This is a genomic window from Kitasatospora sp. HUAS MG31, from assembly GCF_040571325.1.
GTDB classification, from domain to species: Bacteria; Actinomycetota; Actinomycetes; order Streptomycetales; family Streptomycetaceae; genus Kitasatospora; species Kitasatospora camelliae.
The window spans coordinates 1,547,462-1,564,588 of sequence record NZ_CP159872.1 but is presented as its reverse complement, the minus strand read 5'-3'; the positions used below and the strand labels follow the sequence as shown (position 1 = coordinate 1,564,588).

The 17,127-nt window shown below is 69.7% G+C and carries 12 protein-coding genes and 2 rRNA genes; 13 read left to right on the top strand and 1 reads right to left on the bottom strand.

The window, feature by feature from the left end; translation table 11 throughout:
• Window positions 1–171: 171 nt before the first annotated feature.
• From ABWK59_RS07390 to ABWK59_RS07330, 13 genes are all read left to right on the top strand, one after another.
• Window positions 172–3,278: ribosomal RNA gene (locus ABWK59_RS07390) — 23S ribosomal RNA — on the top strand.
• Window positions 3,279–3,347: 69 nt separating this feature from the next.
• Window positions 3,348–3,464: ribosomal RNA gene (gene rrf / locus ABWK59_RS07385) — 5S ribosomal RNA — on the top strand.
• Window positions 3,465–3,589: 125 nt separating this feature from the next.
• Window positions 3,590–4,204: a CDP-diacylglycerol--glycerol-3-phosphate 3-phosphatidyltransferase gene (gene pgsA / locus ABWK59_RS07380; protein ID WP_354638916.1), complete on the top strand. Its 615-nt coding sequence runs from the start codon at window positions 3,590–3,592 to the stop codon at window positions 4,202–4,204.
• A gap of 123 nt (window positions 4,205–4,327) precedes the next feature.
• On the top strand, window positions 4,328–6,823 hold the full coding sequence (locus ABWK59_RS07375; RefSeq protein WP_354638914.1) for a mannose-1-phosphate guanyltransferase: 2,496 nt from the start codon (window positions 4,328–4,330) through the stop codon (window positions 6,821–6,823).
• 156 nt (window positions 6,824–6,979) lie between these two features.
• Entirely contained in the window at window positions 6,980–8,050 is a 1,071-nt protein-coding gene (locus ABWK59_RS07370; protein WP_354638912.1) for a DUF881 domain-containing protein, read from the top strand.
• Complete coding sequence (locus ABWK59_RS07365; protein ID WP_253801040.1) at window positions 8,047–8,379, top strand: small basic family protein; 333 nt, start codon at window positions 8,047–8,049, stop codon at window positions 8,377–8,379. Before ABWK59_RS07370 ends, ABWK59_RS07365 begins: the two co-directional genes overlap by 4 nt.
• A 273-nt stretch (window positions 8,380–8,652) precedes the next feature.
• On the top strand, window positions 8,653–9,546 hold the full coding sequence (locus tag ABWK59_RS07360; protein WP_354644852.1) for a DUF881 domain-containing protein: 894 nt from the start codon (window positions 8,653–8,655) through the stop codon (window positions 9,544–9,546).
• 532 nt (window positions 9,547–10,078) lie between these two features.
• Window positions 10,079–10,621 (top strand): FHA domain-containing protein, encoded by a 543-nt coding sequence (locus ABWK59_RS36595; RefSeq protein WP_420492740.1) that lies wholly within the window; start codon window positions 10,079–10,081, stop codon window positions 10,619–10,621.
• A gap of 62 nt (window positions 10,622–10,683) precedes the next feature.
• A complete protein-coding gene (locus tag ABWK59_RS07350; protein WP_354644850.1) occupies window positions 10,684–11,433 on the top strand; it encodes a MerR family transcriptional regulator in 750 nt (249 codons plus the stop codon).
• A 92-nt stretch (window positions 11,434–11,525) separates the two neighbouring features.
• Complete coding sequence (locus tag ABWK59_RS07345; protein ID WP_354638911.1) at window positions 11,526–11,999, top strand: bifunctional nuclease family protein; 474 nt, start codon at window positions 11,526–11,528, stop codon at window positions 11,997–11,999.
• 225 nt (window positions 12,000–12,224) lie between these two features.
• Window positions 12,225–12,926: a MerR family transcriptional regulator gene (locus ABWK59_RS07340; protein ID WP_354638910.1), complete on the top strand. Its 702-nt coding sequence runs from the start codon at window positions 12,225–12,227 to the stop codon at window positions 12,924–12,926.
• A 273-nt stretch (window positions 12,927–13,199) separates the two neighbouring features.
• On the top strand, window positions 13,200–13,925 hold the full coding sequence (locus ABWK59_RS07335; RefSeq protein WP_420492739.1) for a SanA/YdcF family protein: 726 nt from the start codon (window positions 13,200–13,202) through the stop codon (window positions 13,923–13,925).
• A 76-nt stretch (window positions 13,926–14,001) separates the two neighbouring features.
• A complete protein-coding gene (locus ABWK59_RS07330; protein ID WP_354638909.1) occupies window positions 14,002–15,417 on the top strand; it encodes a DNA polymerase IV in 1,416 nt (471 codons plus the stop codon).
• A 214-nt stretch (window positions 15,418–15,631) separates the two neighbouring features.
• Here the strand turns inward: ABWK59_RS07330 and ABWK59_RS07325 are convergent, their stop codons facing one another.
• Window positions 15,632–17,119: an MFS transporter gene (locus tag ABWK59_RS07325; protein WP_354638908.1), complete on the bottom strand. Its 1,488-nt coding sequence runs from the start codon at window positions 17,117–17,119 to the stop codon at window positions 15,632–15,634.
• Window positions 17,120–17,127 lie beyond the last annotated feature (8 nt).

The following is a 17,127-nucleotide window of genomic DNA, read 5'->3' as shown; positions in this document are numbered from 1 at the left end:
CGTGATTGTTTGCGAGGGATCGGGTCGGGCACGCTGTTGGGTCCTGAAGGAACGGCCATCAAGGTTGTTGCTTCAGAGTTGCCGGCCTCATGCGAGGCATCCCGGTTCGGGGTGTTGAGTGTGGGTGTCTGGTCGTTGTTTGAGAACTGCACAGTGGACGCGAGCATCTGTGGCCAAGTTTTTAAGGGCGCACGGTGGATGCCTTGGCACCAGGAACCGATGAAGGACGTGGGAGGCCGCGATAGGCCCCGGGGAGCTGTCAACCGAGCTTTGATCCGGGGGTGTCCGAATGGGGAAACCCGGCAGTCGTCATGGGCTGTCACCCGCTGCTGAACACATAGGCAGTGTGGAGGGAACGCGGGGAAGTGAAACATCTCAGTACCCGCAGGAAGAGAAAACAACCGTGATTCCGGGAGTAGTGGCGAGCGAAACCGGATGAGGCTAAACCCAAGTGGTGTGAGACCCGGCAGGGGTTGCCGCTTGGGGGTCGTGGGAATGAGCTTGATCGGTCTGCCGGCCGGTCGGCGAGTCAGAAACCGTTGGTGTAGTCGAAGGACATGCGAAAGGTCCGGCGTAGAGGGTAAGACCCCCGTAGACGAAACATCAGCGGCTTGCTTGCTCATCTCCCAAGTAGCACGGGGCCCGAGAAATCCCGTGTGAATCTGGCGGGACCACCCGCTAAGCCTAAATATTCCCTGGTGACCGATAGCGGATAGTACCGTGAGGGAATGGTGAAAAGTACCGCGGGAGCGGAGTGAAATAGTACCTGAAACCGTGTGCCTACAAGCCGTGGGGGCAGTCTTCGGACTGTGACTGCGTGCCTTTTGAAGAATGAGCCTGCGAGTTTGCGGTGTGTAGCGAGGTTAACCCGTGTGGGGTAGCCGTAGCGAAAGCGAGTCCGAATAGGGCGATTGAGTTGCACGCCCAAGACCCGAAGCGGAGTGATCTAGCCATGGGCAGGTTGAAGCGCGGGTAAGACCGTGTGGAGGACCGAACCCACCAGGGTTGAAAACCTGGGGGATGACCTGTGGTTAGGGGTGAAAGGCCAATCAAACTCCGTGATAGCTGGTTCTCCCCGAAATGCATTTAGGTGCAGCGTCGTGTGTTTCTTGCCGGAGGTAGAGCACTGGATAGGCGATGGGCCTCACCGGGTTACTGACCTTAGCCAAACTCCGAATGCCGGTAAGTGAGAGCACGGCAGTGAGACTGTGGGGGATAAGCTCCATGGTCGAGAGGGAAACAGCCCAGAACACCGACTAAGGTCCCTAAGCGTGTGCTAAGTGGGAAAGGATGTGGAGTCGCAGAGACAACCAGGAGGTTGGCTTAGAAGCAGCCACCCTTGAAAGAGTGCGTAATAGCTCACTGGTCAAGTGATTCCGCGCCGACAATGTAGCGGGGCTCAAGTACACCACCGAAGTCGTGTCATTCACACGTGTAGGCCCAACGGCTGTGTGGATGGGTAGGGGAGCGTCGTGTGCCGGGTGAAGCAGCCGAGGAATCGAGTTGTGGACGGTTCACGAGTGAGAATGCAGGCATGAGTAGCGATACAAGAGTGGGAAACTCTTGCGCCGATTGACCAAGGGTTCCTGGGTCAAGCTGATCTGCCCAGGGTAAGTCGGGACCTAAGGCGAGGCCGACAGGCGTAGTCGATGGACAACGGGTTGATATTCCCGTACCCGCTTTGAAGCGCCAACGTTGAACCCTCTGATGCTAAGGCCGTGAAGCCGCCCCGGAGCCTTCGGGCAAAGGGGAGTGGTGGAGCCGCTGAACCAAGGTGGTAGTAGGTGAGCGATGGGGTGACGCAGGAAGGTAGTCCAGCCCGGGCGGTGGTAGTCCCGGGGTAAGGGTGTAGGCCGAGTGATAGGCAAATCCGTCACTCATTGAGGCTGAGACCTGATGCCGAGCCGATTGTGGTGAAGTGGATGATCCTATGCTGTCGAGAAAAGCCTCTAGCGAGTTTCATGGCGGCCCGTACCCTAAACCGACTCAGGTGGTCAGGTAGAGAATACCGAGGCGTTCGGGTGAACTGTGGTTAAGGAACTCGGCAAAATGCCCCCGTAACTTCGGGAGAAGGGGGGCCATTCCTGGTGACGAGTCTTGCACTCCGAGCTGGGGGTGGCCGCAGAGACCAGCGAGAAGCGACTGTTTACTAAAAACACAGGTCCGTGCGAAGCCGTAAGGCGATGTATACGGACTGACGCCTGCCCGGTGCTGGAACGTTAAGGGGACCGGTTAGTCTAGTTTCGGCTAGGCGAAGCTGAGAACTTAAGCGCCAGTAAACGGCGGTGGTAACTATAACCATCCTAAGGTAGCGAAATTCCTTGTCGGGTAAGTTCCGACCTGCACGAATGGCGTAACGACTTCTCGACTGTCTCAACCACAGGCCCGGTGAAATTGCATTACGAGTAAAGATGCTCGTTTCGCGCAGCAGGACGGAAAGACCCCGGGACCTTTACTATAGCTTGATATTGGTGTTCGGTTCGGCTTGTGTAGGATAGGTGGGAGACTTTGAAGCGGCAACGCCAGTTGTTGTGGAGTCGACGTTGAAATACCACTCTGGTCGTGCTGGATGTCTAACCTGGGTCCGTGATCCGGATCAGGGACAGTGTCTGGTGGGTAGTTTAACTGGGGCGGTTGCCTCCCAAAGGGTAACGGAGGCGCCCAAAGGTTCCCTCAGCCTGGTTGGCAATCAGGTGTTGAGTGTAAGTGCACAAGGGAGCTTGACTGTGAGACTGACGGGTCGAGCAGGTACGAAAGTAGGGACTAGTGATCCGGCGGTGGCTTGTGGAAGCGCCGTCGCTCAACGGATAAAAGGTACCCCGGGGATAACAGGCTGATCTTCCCCAAGAGTCCATATCGACGGGATGGTTTGGCACCTCGATGTCGGCTCGTCGCATCCTGGGGCTGGAGTAGGTCCCAAGGGTTGGGCTGTTCGCCCATTAAAGCGGTACGCGAGCTGGGTTTAGAACGTCGTGAGACAGTTCGGTCCCTATCCGCTGTGCGCGTAGGAGTGTTGAGAAGGGCTGTCCCTAGTACGAGAGGACCGGGACGGACGAACCTCTGGTGTGCCAGTTGTCCTGCCAAGGGCATGGCTGGTTGGCTACGTTCGGGAGGGATAACCGCTGAAAGCATCTAAGCGGGAAGCCTGCTTCGAGATGAGCACTCCCACCTCCTTGAGAGGGTAAGGCTCCCAGTAGACGACTGGGTTGATAGGCCGGATATGGAAGCCCTGTGAGGGGTGGAGTTGACCGGTACTAATAGGCCGAGGGCTTGTCCTCAGTTGCTCGCGTCCACTGTGTTGGTTCTGAAACCACGACCCGTCTTGCCGGCGGATAGTTTCATAGTGTTTCGGTGGTCATAGCGTGAGGGAAACGCCCGGTTACATTCCGAACCCGGAAGCTAAGCCTCACAGCGCCGATGGTACTGCAGGGGGGACCCTGTGGGAGAGTAGGACGCCGCCGAACAATTCTTCAGAAGAAGCCCCTCGCCCTCCTGGGCGGGGGGCTTCTTTGCTGTAGGGTCAAGCCCGCACGACCAGTGGTAAAGCGGCGGACGGTTCCGTCGTCAGGCATTCACAGGAGGCTCCCCGGTGGAGGTCCAGGAGACACGCGTCCAGACCGATCGCGTGTTCACCATCCCCAACCTGCTGAGCATGGGGCGGTTGATCGGCGTTCCGATCTTCCTCTGGCTCATCCTGTGGCCGGTGTTCGGCGGGCCGGAGAACGACGGCTGGGCGATCGTCATCCTGATGCTGAGCGGGGTGAGCGACTACCTCGACGGCAAGCTGGCCCGGCGCTGGGGGCAGGTCAGCCGGCTCGGGCAGATCCTCGACCCGGCCGCGGACCGGCTGTACGTGCTGTCCACGCTGGTCGGGCTCACCTGGCGGGAGATCCTGCCGTGGTGGGTGACGGCGATCCTGGTGGCGCGCGAGCTGTTCATCGCCTCGTTGCTGCCCATGCTCGCCCGGTACGGCTACGGGCCGCTGCAGGTGAGTTTCCTGGGCAAGGCGGCGACCTTCAACCTGATGTACGCGTTCCCGCTGCTGCTGCTCGGCCACGACGCCTCGGGCTGGTTCGGCAACCTGGCCGAGGCGGTGAGCTGGGCGTTCATCTGGTGGGGCACCACGCTCTACTGGTGGGCCGGCGTGCTGTACGCGGTGCAGGCCCGGCAGATCGTGAAGGCGGAACGGGCGGCGGCTGTTTGAGATCGTCCTGAGACGTTCCGCACAACGTCTTCGGAGCGTCGGACAGTTTCATCCGGGTAGGAAGCCCTGGAACGGGTTTGATGGATCCGCAGGGTCCACCACCGCGAAGGAGGACGCACCCGTATGAAAGCCGTTGTGATGGCGGGCGGCGAGGGAACTCGCCTCCGTCCGATGACCTCCAGCATGCCCAAGCCGCTGCTACCGGTGGCCAATCGGCCGATCATGGAGCACGTGCTCCGGCTTCTGAGGCGGCACGGCCTGTCGGACACGGTCGTCACCGTGCAGTTCCTGGCCTCCCTGGTCAAGAACTACTTCGGTGACGGCGAAGACCTGGGTATGCACCTCACCTATGCCAACGAGGAAATCCCGCTCGGTACCGCGGGGAGTGTGAAGAACGCCGAGGACGCGCTCAAGGACGACTCGTTCCTGGTGATCTCGGGCGATGCGCTGACGGATTTCGACCTTACCGAGCTGATCGAATTCCACCGTGAGAAGGGCGCCCTGGTCACGGTCTGTCTGACCCGGGTGCCGAACCCGCTGGAATTCGGTATCACCATCACCGACGAGGAGGGCCGGGTCGAGCGCTTCCTGGAGAAGCCGACCTGGGGCCAGGTGTTCTCGGACACCGTGAACACCGGCATCTACGTGATGGAGCCGGAGGTCTTCTCGTACGTCGCGGCCGGCGAGTCGGTGGACTGGTCGAGCGACGTCTTCCCGCAGTTGCTCAAGGAGGGCAAGCCGGTCTACGGCTACGTCGCCGAGGGCTACTGGGAGGACGTGGGCACCCACGAGAGCTATCTGAAGGCCCAGGCGGACGTGCTGGAGGGCAAGGTCCAGGTCGAGCTGGACGGCTTCGAGATCTCACCCGGGGTGTGGGTGGCCGAAGGCGCCGAGGTCGATCCGGAGGCCGTCCTGCGCGGGCCGCTGTACGTCGGCGACTACGCGAAGGTGGAGGCCGGCGTCGAGCTGCGCGAGCACACCGTGCTGGGCAGCAACGTGGTCGTCAAGCGCGGGGCGTTCCTGCACAAGGCCGTGGTGCACGACAACGTGTACGTGGGCCCGCAGAGCAACCTCCGCGGGTGCGTGATCGGCAAGAACACCGACGTGATGCGGGCCGCCCGGATCGACGAGGGCGCGGTGATCGGCGACGAGTGCCTGATCGGCGAGGAGTCGCTGGTGGCGGGCAACGTCCGGGTCTACCCGTTCAAGACCATCGAGGCCGGCGCCGTGGTGAACACCTCGGTGATCTGGGAGTCGCGCGGGCAGGAGCACCTGTTCGGCGTGCGCGGCGTCTCCGGCATCCTCAACGTCGAGATCACCCCGGAGCTGGCGGTGCGGCTCGCCGGGGCGTACGCGACCACCCTGAAGAAGGGGGCAACGGTCACCATCGCGCGTGACCACTCGCGAGGTGCGCGAGCCCTGAAGCGGGCGATGATCTCGGCCCTCCAGACCAGTGCGATCGACGTCCGCGACCTGGAGAACGTGCCGATGCCGGTGGCCCGGCAGCACACCGCCCGGGGCAGTGCGGGCGGCATCTTCCTGCGGACCACGCCGGGGGTGCCGGACTCGCTGGACATCCTGTTCTTCGACGAGCGCGGAGCGGACCTCTCCCAGGCGGGCCAGCGGAAGCTGGACCGGGTGTACGCGCGGCAGGAGTTCCGCCGGGCGTTCCCCGGTGAGATCGGCGACCTGCTGCACCCGGCGAGCGTCTTCGACTCGTACGCGGGCAACCTGCTGCGGGCGATCGACACCAGCGGGGTGCGGGAGGCCGGTCTGAAGGTGGTGGTGGACGCCGCGCACGGCAGCGCGGGCCTCGTCCTGCCCAGCATCCTCGGCCGGCTCGGGGTGGAGGCGCTGACCGTGGACAGCGGCCTGGACGAGTCCAGGCCGACCGAGGACGCGGAGGAGCGGCGGGCGGCGCTGGCCAGGCTGGGAGAACTGGTGGCCTCCTCGCGGGCCGCGTTCGGGGTGCGGTTCGACCCGGTGGGCGAGCGGGTGTCCTTCGTGGACGAGCTCGGCCGGGTCATCCAGGACGACCGGGCGCTGCTGGTGCTGCTCGACCTGGTGGCCGCCGAGCGGCGCAGCGGGCAGGTGGCGCTGCCGGTGACCACCACGCGGATCGCCGAGCAGGTGGCCGCGTACCACGGGACGCAGGTGATCTGGACGACGACGACGCCGGACGACCTGGCGAAGGCCTGTGCCAAGGAGGGCACGGTCTTCGGCGGCGACGGGCGCGGCGGTTTCGTGGTGCCGGAGTTCAGCGGGGTGCTGGACGGCGCGGCGGCGTTCGTGCGGCTGGTCGGGCTGGTGGCCCGGACCCAGCTCACCCTGAGCCAGATCGACGCGCGGATCCCGCAGGCCCACATCCAGCGGCGGGACATCGCGACGCCGTGGGCGGCCAAGGGCATGGTGATGCGCTCGGTGGTCGAGGCGGCGGGCAACCGGCAGCTGGACACCACGGACGGGGTGCGGGTGGTGGAGCCGGACGGCCGGTGGACGCTGGTGCTGCCGGACCCGGCCGAGGCCGTCACCCACCTGTGGGCGGAGGGCCCGGACGACGAGGCCACCGAGCGGCTGCTGGACGAGTGGGCGGCCGTGGTGGACTCCGCCGGGCGGTAGGACACCCGTCGGACGCCCGGTGGGCCGGCCTTCGTGGTCGGTCCCGCCGGGCGTCCGGTCGTTCCGGGCCGCCGCAGATCGCGATTCGTCGACGATCGACCCCGTGTCGTGGGGGCAGGTCGTGGTCGGCGCGCGCGACGTGGGACGATGTCCCGCATGCCAGCATCGCCGACGCCGAGTGACCGGGACGGACGCTACTCGCGCCCGGACGCCTCGATGTCCCTGCTGACCAACGTGATGGACCACGCCCTGGACGACGGCTACGCCGAGGCCGCCAAGGCGCGCGGGCGGGAGGGCACCAGCCGGCTGCCCGACTCGCTGCGCGGCCGGGTGGTGCTCGCCGTGGGCCTGGCGCTCTCCGCGACGGTCCTCACGGTGGGCGCGGTCAACTCGCACGAGAAGGCGCCGACCCTCGCCAAGGAGCGGGAGGCGCTGGTCCAGCGGGTCAAGGACGCGACGGGGGCGGCGGACCGCCTCCAGGGGGACATCGAGGGCCTGCGGACCAAGGTCGACCAGGCCCAGCGCCAGGCGCTGCCGACCGGGGACGGCGCGCTGGCCGCGCTGGCCGCCGGGGCCGGCACCGAGGCGATGAGCGGACCCGGGGTGAAGCTGGTGATCGAGGACGCCGGCGGGACCACCGCCGGCGGCAACGTCAGCAACCCGCGCGACGCCGAGGGCTTCCGCAACAGCGGCCGGCTCAAGGACCACGATCTGCAGTACGTGGTGAACGGGCTCTGGCTGGCCGGCGCCGAGGGCATCTCGATCAACGGCCAGCGGCTGACCAACCTGTCCGCGATCCGGGCGGCGGGTGACGCCATCCTGGTGGACAACCGGCCGCTGGTGCCGCCGTACACGGTGCTGGCGATCGGGGACGGGCCGAAGCTGGCGCAGTCGTTCCAGGACAACGAGGCCGGTCGGTACCTGAAGATCATCCAGGACAGCTACGGGATCAAGTCCAGCCTGTCGGTCCAGCGGAACCTGACGCTGCCGCCCGCGCTGGGTGTGACGCTGCGGGTGGCCAAGCCGGACACGCCGGAGGCCGCGGGCTCGCCGTCGGCCACGGCGTCCGGGTCGCCGTCCGCCCCCGGGTCGCCACCGGCCACCTCCCCGGCGCCATCGTCGGGTTCGCCGAAGCCCCCTTCGACCCCCTCGCCCTCGAAGCCGTCGAAGACGGGGACGTCGCCCACCAAGTCGCCCACCGCAGGGACAGGAGCTCGCACACCGTGATTGCCGTACTTGGTCTCGTGATCGGCGTGGTCGTCGGCCTCTTCGTACAGCCGGAGGTGCCGGAGGCCGTGGTGCCGTACCTGCCGATCGCGGTGGTGGCGGCGCTGGACGCGGTGTTCGGCGGCGTACGGGCGATGCTGGACGGGATCTTCGACGACAAGGTCTTCGTGGTCTCGTTCCTGTCGAACGTGGTCGTCGCGGCGCTGATCGTCTTCCTCGGTGACCAGCTGGGCGTCGGCTCGCAGCTGTCCACCGGCGTGGTGGTCGTCCTCGGTATCCGGATCTTCTCCAACGCGGCCGCGATCCGTCGGCACGTGTTCAGGGCGTAGGGAGCGCAGGTCGTGGCACAGGACGACAAGCCGAACGAGGAGCAGCCGCGGCGGCGGCCGGAGGAGGAGCGCACGGCGCCCTCCGAGGCCTCCTCCGAGGCCGGGCGGCCGGGTCCGCGGGACGCCGGCGACACGCCCGACACGCCCGGGCGTGACACCGATCGGGACGGGGACGCGGAGGGGGCGGCGGAGGCCTCGGAGGGCGTCTCGGAGGGCGCCGAGCGGCCGTCCGAGGAGTCGGGCGAGCCCTCCGAGGAAGCGGGCGAGCCGGTCGTGGAGCCCGTCGCGGAGCGGCCCGAGGCACCGGACGGGCGTGCGGAGGCTCCGGCGGAGCGCGTGGAGGCGGTGCGGGAGCTGCCGGCGGAGGCGACGTCAGGGCCCGCGCCCGGGAGCCCCCGCAAGGGCGGCCCGGAGAGCGGGCCGGCGAAGGCGGGCGAGAAGCCGGCCGACGGTCGGCGGCGGCTGAAGTCCGCGGTGTGGCCGCCCCGGCTCTCGCGCGGCCAGGCCGTGGTGGCCGTGCTGCTGTTCGCGCTGGGCCTGGCCCTGGCGATCCAGGTGCGCTCGACCCAGGACCACGACCAGCTGCGCGGGGCGCGCCAGGAGGACCTGGTCCGCATCCTCGACGAACTGGACAGCCGTCAGCAGCGTCTCCAGCAGGAGCGGACCCAGCTGGAGCAGTCGCTCGCCCAGCTGGAGAACAGCTCGAACCAGGCCAAGGCGGCGCTGGAGCAGACCAAGGAGAAGGCAGCCGAACTCGGCATCCTGGCCGGTACCGTCAAGGCCACCGGTCCCGGGATCATCCTCACCATCGATGATCCCCAAGGGCAGGTGAAGGCGGATATGCTGCTGGACACCCTGCAGGAACTCCGAGCGGCGGGGGCGGAGGCGATTCAGATCAACGATGTCCGAGTGGTGGTCAGCACCTACTTCACGGACGCCCCGTCGGGGGGCGTGCAGATCGACGGCAAGAACGTGTCGCAGCCGTACCGCTTCACGGTGATCGGGAACCCGCAGGACCTGACGCCGGCTCTGAACATCCCGGGCGGCGTGGTGCGCAGCCTGGAGAAGCAGCAGGCGAAGGCCACGATCACCCAGCAGCAGAAGGTGGTCGTCGACGCCGTGGTGGCGCCGAAGCCGCTGCAGTACGGCAGCCCGGCGGCGAAGTGACGGTGCGCCTGCCGTACGGCCCGTCAGCTCCGTGCCGCCCCCGGTGGCAGCACGGCGAAGGCCATCGGTCACACTGGGTCATACCAGCCGCTCGGAGTCGGCCCCGCGCCGGCTGCTGCGCCGCCAGTCCGAGCCACTCACCCTGCCCCGCGGGCGGGTCTGTCGAACACAAGGGGATTCGCCCGTGAGTTTTTTCTCGAAGCTTTTCGGTCGTGGCAACCGCAACAGTGCCGCCGTCGAGGCGCCCACCGCGCGGCACCGCCGGGCCGACGAGGAGGCCGGGGTGCCGGCGATGCGTCCGGCACCGGAGGCCGACGGTTACGGCCAGGGGTTGTACGGGGATCCGAACGCCACCCAGGGCGCCGGGATCCCGATGCACGGCTTCGACGCGCAGTACGGCGCGTCGGTTGATTCATCCGGTGCGCCGCGCATAGGTTTCCCGGCAGCACCCTCAACCTCCGGTGGAGGGTTTGCCCCGGATCCCTACGCCGGGCACGTCCAGTCGGGTGTGCCGCGCCAGGAGGCTGTGAACATGGCAGGCCCCACCTTGTGTCCGCGGTGCGGGAACCAGAACCCGGCGACGGCCCGCTTCTGCTCCAACTGCGGCAACGCGCTGCGCGGCGGCCTGCTGCCCGAGGGCGCGGCCGAGACCACCTCGACCATCTCGATCTCCGGCCTCGAGTCGTACGACCCGAACGCCACGGCCACCGGCGCCACCCCGGCGCTGTCGCCCGAGGTGCTGGCCGCGATCGACGCCCTGCCGCCGGGCTCGGCGCTGCTGATCGTGCAGCGCGGCCCGAACTCGGGCAGCCGCTTCCTGCTGGACGCGCAGGTCACCACGGCCGGCCGCCACCCGGAGGGGGACATCTTCCTGGACGACGTCACCGTCTCCCGGCGCCACGTGGAGTTCCGGCGCCAGCCCGACGGCGGCTTCTCGGTCGCCGACGTGGGCAGCCTGAACGGCACCTACGTCAACCGGGAGCGGATCGACGAGGTCCGGCTGAACAACGGCGACGAGGTGCAGATCGGGAAGTACCGGCTGGTGTTCTTCGCCGGCCACCACCGGGGGTACTGACCACGACTTCGGCTGGAGCCCGCGTGACCGCTCACACTCCCACGCCCCTCGGGGCCTCGTCCGTGCCCGCCTCGCGCCGCACGGGCGAGGCGGCCCGGCGGCGGGGCGACGAACTGCTCAGCATCGGCGCCGTGCTGACCTTCCTCCGGGACGACTTCCCCGAGGTCACCATCTCGAAGATCCGCTTCCTGGAGGCGGAGGGTCTGGTGGAGCCTCAGCGGACGCCGTCGGGCTACCGGAAGTTCAGCCCGGCGGACGTGGAGCGGCTGGCGTACGTGCTGCGCATGCAGCGGGACCACTACCTGCCGCTGCGGGTGATCCGCGAGCACCTGGACGCGATCGAGCGCGGCGAGGCGCCGCCGGCGCTGCCCGCGCCGGACGCCCGGCCGGGGCCGCTGGAGGAGGCCGACCGCGAGCTGGTGGCGGCCTCCGGCGCGGCGACCGGGGTCCGGCTCGGCCGGGCCGAGCTGCTGGCCGCGGCCGAGGCCCAGGAGGGCGAGCTGGCCGAGTGGGAGTCGTACGGGCTGGTGGCGGCCGGGCCGGACGGCGGGTACGACGGGGAGACCCTGCAGATCGCGCGGCTGGTCGCGGAGCTGGGCCGGTACGGGCTGGAGCCGCGGCACCTGCGGGCGATGAAGGCGGCGGCCGAGCGGGAGGTCGCGCTGGTCGACCAGGTGGTGGCGCCGCTGCGCCGGCACCGCAATCCGCAGACCCGGGCGCACGCGGAGACCACCGCGCGGGAGCTGGCGACGCTGTCGGTGCGGCTGCACGCGGCGATGGTGCAGGCGGGGCTGCGGGCGCGGCCGCAGTAGCGGGCGGGGCCAGGTCCCGGCGGGGTGCGGGAAACGATGCCCCGGGGTGGCTGCGCTTTCATATCCGGTGTGGGAGCCATAGGGTTGCCAGTGTGAATGAGCTCGACGTCGTGGGTGTCCGGGTGGAGATGCCTTCCAACCAGCCGATCGTGCTGCTGCGGGAGGTCGGGGGCGATCGGTACCTGCCGATCTGGATCGGCCCTGGCGAGGCGACCGCGATCGCCTTCGCCCAGCAGGGCATGACGCCGGTGCGCCCGCTGACGCACGACCTCTTCAAGGACGTGCTGGACGCACTCGGGCACCACCTGACCGAGGTGCGGATCAACGACCTGCGCGAGGGTGTCTTCTACGCCGAGCTGGTGTTCGCCGGCGGGGTGGAGGTCAGCGCGCGGCCGTCCGACGCCATAGCGCTCGCGCTGCGGACCGGTACGCCCATCTACGGGAGCGAGGAGGTGCTCGCGGAGGCGGGCATCTCGATCCCGGACGAGCAGGAGGACGAGGTCGAGAAGTTCCGCGAGTTCCTCGACCAGGTCTCGCCGGAGGACTTCGGGGGCGGGTCGCAGTAGTCCGCGACGGCAGGGTCGCACCGGCATGTCGCGCTTGGCAAAAGGGCGTCCACCTACCCACACTGAGGGCACGAAAAACCACTCCACCGGGTGACATCAGGACCGTGGCCCGGCGTGGCGATCGTTGACGGTGCTCGGGCGACTGCCTACCGTCAGGTGACGGCCCCCGCACGGTGGGCCGTCCGGGGCCCTGCGGCCCGCAGGAGCTGTGGACGGAGGTAGGGCATGAGCGGCACCGGCGACGACACCGTCGGCAGCCTCTGCGCCGTGCACGTGCCGCGCACCGGCCGTGGCCTGATCGGGCGGCCCTGGGGGCCGGTGGAGGGCGAGCAGAGGGTCGACTCCGCGGGCTCCGAGGCGGACGTGCCGCGACTGGGCCGCTTCCCGGCCGTGCAGTCCGGCCAGCCCGCGATCGAGCGGATCCCGCCCAGTTCCGGCCTTATCGGCTACCGCGGCCCCACCGCCTGCGCCGCCGCCGGGATCACCTACCGCCAGCTCGACTACTGGGCCCGCACCGGGCTGCTGGAGCCCAGCGTGCGGACCGCGTACGCGGCCGGGGCGCATCGGCTGTACAGCTTCCGCGACATCCTGATGCTGAAGATCGTCAAGCGGCTGCTGGACGCGGGCGTCTCGCTGCAGAACATCCGGGTGGCCGTCACGCACCTGCAGTCCGCCGAGCCGGGCGACCTCACCGGGCTGACCCTGATGTGCGACGGCGCCACCGTGTACGAGTGCACCTCGGCGCAGCAGGTGCTCGACCTGCTGAACGGCGGGCAGGGGATGTTCGGCATCGCGGTCGGCGCGGTCTGGCAGGAGCTGGAGACGGCGCTGGGCCGGCTGCACGGCGAGCGCACCGACACCGGCGAGACGCTGCTGGGCTTCGACCCCGGCGACGAGCTGGCGCAGCGCCGCAACCGGGCCGGTTAGGCGGGCGCCGAGGCCTCGCCGAGAGAGCTTCCGGGGTCCGGACGGGGAACCGTCCGGACCCCGGTTTCGTCGTCCCCGCGGAGACTCGATCAAGGAACGCCGGTCGGGCGGAGTCGGTCGGGGGAGTCGGGCGAGGGGGCGGGTGTGGTGCGGGGTCCAGCGCGGGGGAACGGCCGGGGGTCTCGGGCGGGACGGGTTCGGGGCCGGGTCGCGGCGGTGCCGGGTACGGTACGGCGCGGATCCCGGCGGGTCCTCCGGTCATTCGCCGCAGGCTTGTCCACGGCCGGGTACGCAGGCTGGCTGCGGCTGCGCCGCCGGGTGGTGGTGCTGCGGCTGCCGGGCTGGGACAGCCGGCGCGGACAGCGGCGCTGGTTCCAGGCGGTGGTGGGCTTCTGCGTGCTGGCGCTGGCGCCGAGCGCCTGGCTGTGGACGGGGACGGCGGGCCGGGTCGGCAGCGTGGAGAGCGCGCCCGCGGCGCCGGTCGCGGTGGTGTTCGGCGCCGGGCTGTTCGACGGCGAGCCCTCGCCGTACCTGGCGCACCGGCTGGACGCCGCGCTCGCGCTGTACGAGCAGCACAAGGTGCGGGCGATCCTGGTGACCGGGGACAACGGCCGCAACGACTACGACGAGACCGACGCGATGCGCGGCTACCTGATCGACCGCGGGGTGCCCGGGGTCCGGGTGGTCGGCGACCACGCGGGCTTCGACACCTGGGACTCCTGCACCCGGGCCCGCCGGATCTTCGGGGTGGACCGGGCGGTGCTGGTCAGCCAGGGCTTCCACGTCCGGCGGGCGCTCGCGCTGTGCGAGGCGGCGGGGATCGACGCGTACGCGGTCGGGGTGACCGAGGAGCAGGACGCGACCTGGTACTACGGGGGGCTGCGGGAGATCCCCGGGGCGGGGAAGGCGGCGCTGGACGCCCTGTTCCGCCCGGACCCGGCACTGCTCGGCCGCCAGGAGGGCGGCATCCCGCGGGCCCTGGCGGACAGCACGCCCTGACCTGGCCTTCGGGCCCGTCCCGGGGCCGTCTGCGCAGGTCGGGCCGATTGTCGGTGGCGTGCGGGATGATCGCCTGGTGCGGACTGTGCCGAGCATCATCCACCTCGACATGGACGCCTTCTTCGCGGCGGTGGAGCAGGCGGCCAAGCCGAGCCTGCGCGGCAAGCCGGTGATCGTCGGCGGTCTGGGCGGCCGCGGCGTGGTCTCCACCGCCTCGTACGAGGCCCGCCGGTTCGGGGTGCACTCCGCGATGCCGATGGCCCAGGCCCGCCGGCTCTGTCCCAACGCGGCCTTCCTCTCGGGCCGTTACGAGGCGTACCGGCAGGTCAGCGAGATCGTCATGGGGCTGCTGCGGGAGCGCTCCCCGCTGGTGGAGCCGCTCAGCCTGGACGAGGCCTTTGTCGACCTGGAGGCCGGCCCGTACGGCCCCGCCCTGCGGGACGCCTCGCCCGCGGAGGGCGCCGAGCTGGTGCTGGCCGTGGCCGAGGACCTGCGGGCCGACATCCTCGAACGCACCGGCCTGACCGCCTCGGTGGGCGCGGCGGGCTCCAAGCTGATGGCCAAGATCGCCTCCGAGCAGGCCAAGCCGGACGGGCTGGTGCTGGTCGAGATCGGCTCCGAGCGGGCGGTGCTCGCCCCGATGTCCGTCCGCGCCCTGCCGGGCATCGGCCCCGCCACCGAACAGGCGCTGCGCCGGGCCGGTCTGAGCACCGTCGCCGACCTGGCCGACGCGGGGCTGGAGGAGCTGGTCCACCTGCTCGGCCGGGCGCACGGCGCCGGCGTCCACGCCGCGGCGCTGGGGCTGGACGAGCGCCCGGTGGTGCCCGACCGGGACGCCAAGTCGGTCTCCGTGGAGGACACCTTCGAGGTGGACCTGGCCGACCGGGACCGCATCATGCACGAGATCGACGTGCTGGCGGCGCGCTGCGTCCGCCGGCTGCGGGCCGCGGGGCGGTCGGGGCGGACGGTGGTGCTCAAGGTCCGGCGGTTCGACTTCTCGACCCTGACCCGGTCGGAGACGCTGCGCGGGCCGACGGACGACGGGGACGTGATCGCGGAGACCGCGCGGCGGCTCGCCTGGCAGGTGGACACCACGGGCGGGGTCCGGCTGCTCGGGGTCGGCGTCTCGCAGCTGGCCGACTACACCCAGGAGGACCTGTTCGCGCAGGCGGAGCGGGAGGCGGCCGCGGCGCGGGCGGAGGCCGCGGGGGAGGGGGAGTCCGTGGCCTCGGCCGGGGTCGAGGGCGAGGTTGCCGAGGTGATGGAGGAGAGTGGGGAGGCCGGGGAGGGCGTGAGTGTGGGCGTGGTGCGGCGGTGGTATCCGGGGCAGGACGTGACGCACGCGGCGTACGGGCCGGGGTGGGTGCAGGGGAGCGGGGTGGGGCGGGTGACCGTGCGGTTCGAGACGCCGGACAGTGGGGTGGGGCGGGTGCGGACGTTCGCGGTGGAGGACCCGGAGCTGAACCCGTCGGAGCCGCTGCCGCTGCGGTGACGGGGGCGTTCGGCGACCGGGCGACCGGGTGGTCATCAGGGGTGCCCGCCCTGGGTTGGTGAGCCGCCGAGGGCCCGTGGACGGCAAGGGCCCCGCACCCTGTCCCAGGTGCGGGGCCGTTGTCGGGCTGGGCCTCCGGGGTCGCGATGCCCTGGCGACCGGAGGGGGCCGAGCCCCTCGCGCCCTGTCCCGGAGCGCGAGGGCGGACGCCTCGTCAGGCGTCGGTCGTGGCCAGCTCGGGGCTGGTGCCGGCCGGGGCCGGGATGCCGGTCGCGGCGGGCGCGACGGCGGGCTTGATCCGCCGGATGGCGAACGGGACGACGGCGGCCACCAGGCACATCACCGCGGCGGTCGCGAAGGCGTGCTCGTAGGCGTCCAGGGTCGGGAAGGGCACCGGCAGCTTCGGGATGGTGTCGCCGGTGAGGATGGCGCCCATCACCGCGGTGCCGACGGCGCCGCCGACGGTCCGCAGCACGGCGTTCATGCCGTTGGCGATGCCGCTCTGCTCGGCCGGGACGGCGCCGTTGATGTAGGCGGGCATGGCGGCGTACGCGAGGCCGACGCCCAGGCCGAAGACGGCGGAGGAGAAGTAGAGGTCGCCCTCGTGGCCGTGACGGACCACCAGGTACGCCATGGAGGCGGCGCCGAGCAGGCCGCCGAGGACCAGCGGCAGGCGGGGCCCGCGGCGGGCGATCAGCAGGGCGCCGATCGGGGCGGCGGCCATCGAGCCGACGGCGGAGGGCAGCAGCATCACGCCGGCGTGCAGGACGGAGGCGGTGAAGCCGTAGTGGGTGTACTTCTCCGGGGTCTGGGCGAAGTTGCTGATGACCATGAAGGAGCCGTACATCCCGAAGCCGATCAGCAGGCCGGAGATGTTGGTGAAGGCGACGGCGGGACGGGACATCATCGACATGTCGACCAGCGGGTGCTTGACCTTGACCTCGATGACGATCCAGACCAGGGCGACCACGGCGGCGACGGCGAACAGGCCGAGGGTGCGGTTGGAGGTCCAGCCCCAGTGGTTGCCCTGGCTGACCGCCACGAGCAGGGCGGAGAGCCAGCCGGCCAGGGTGAGCGCGCCGAGCGGGTCGGCGCCGCCGTTCTTGTCGACGACCGGGTCCGTGGGGACGCGCAGGGCGACCAGGGCGATGGCGATCAGGCCGAAGGCCAGGCCCATCCAGAAGATGGACTTGTAGTCCCAGTGCTCCAGCAGCAGGCCTGTGGCGACCAATCCGAGGCCGCTGCCGACGCCCATCGAGGCGCTGATCAGGGCGACGCCGCCGGTGACCTTCTCGCGGGGGAGTTCGTCGCGGACGATGCTGATGGCCAGCGGCAGGACGCCACCGCCGGCGCCCTGCAGGACGCGGGCGACGACCAGCCAGGTGAACGAGTGGGTGCCGACGGCCAGCGCCGAACCGGCGACCAGGCCGGCGAGCGAGACCAGCAGCATGGGCTTGCGGCCGCGCAGGTCGCCGAAGCGGCCCAGCAGCGGCGTGAGCACCGCGGCGGAGAGCAGGTTGGCCGTCATCAGCCAGGTGATGTTGGAGCCCGTGACGTTCAGCTCGCGGGCGAGCGACGGCAGGATCGGGACGACCGCGGTCTGCACCACGCTGAACGCCAGCATGGCCAGCACGAGGGCCGGGAGCACCCGGGCGCTGGTCGGCTTGTCGGCCGTGGCGGTGGGCTGTGGTGCCTCACTCACGGTTCTTC

Excerpts from the sequence above, each read along its gene's own strand:
- ABWK59_RS07375 (WP_354638914.1), top strand. The coding sequence starts at position 4,328 with ATGAAAGCCGTTGTGATGGCGGGCGGCGAGGGAACTCGCCTCCGTCCG.
- ABWK59_RS07370 (WP_354638912.1), top strand. The coding sequence starts at position 6,980 with ATGCCAGCATCGCCGACGCCGAGTGACCGGGACGGACGCTACTCGCGC.
- ABWK59_RS36595 (WP_420492740.1), top strand. The coding sequence starts at position 10,079 with ATGGCAGGCCCCACCTTGTGTCCGCGGTGCGGGAACCAGAACCCGGCG.
- ABWK59_RS07340 (WP_354638910.1), top strand. The coding sequence starts at position 12,225 with ATGAGCGGCACCGGCGACGACACCGTCGGCAGCCTCTGCGCCGTGCAC.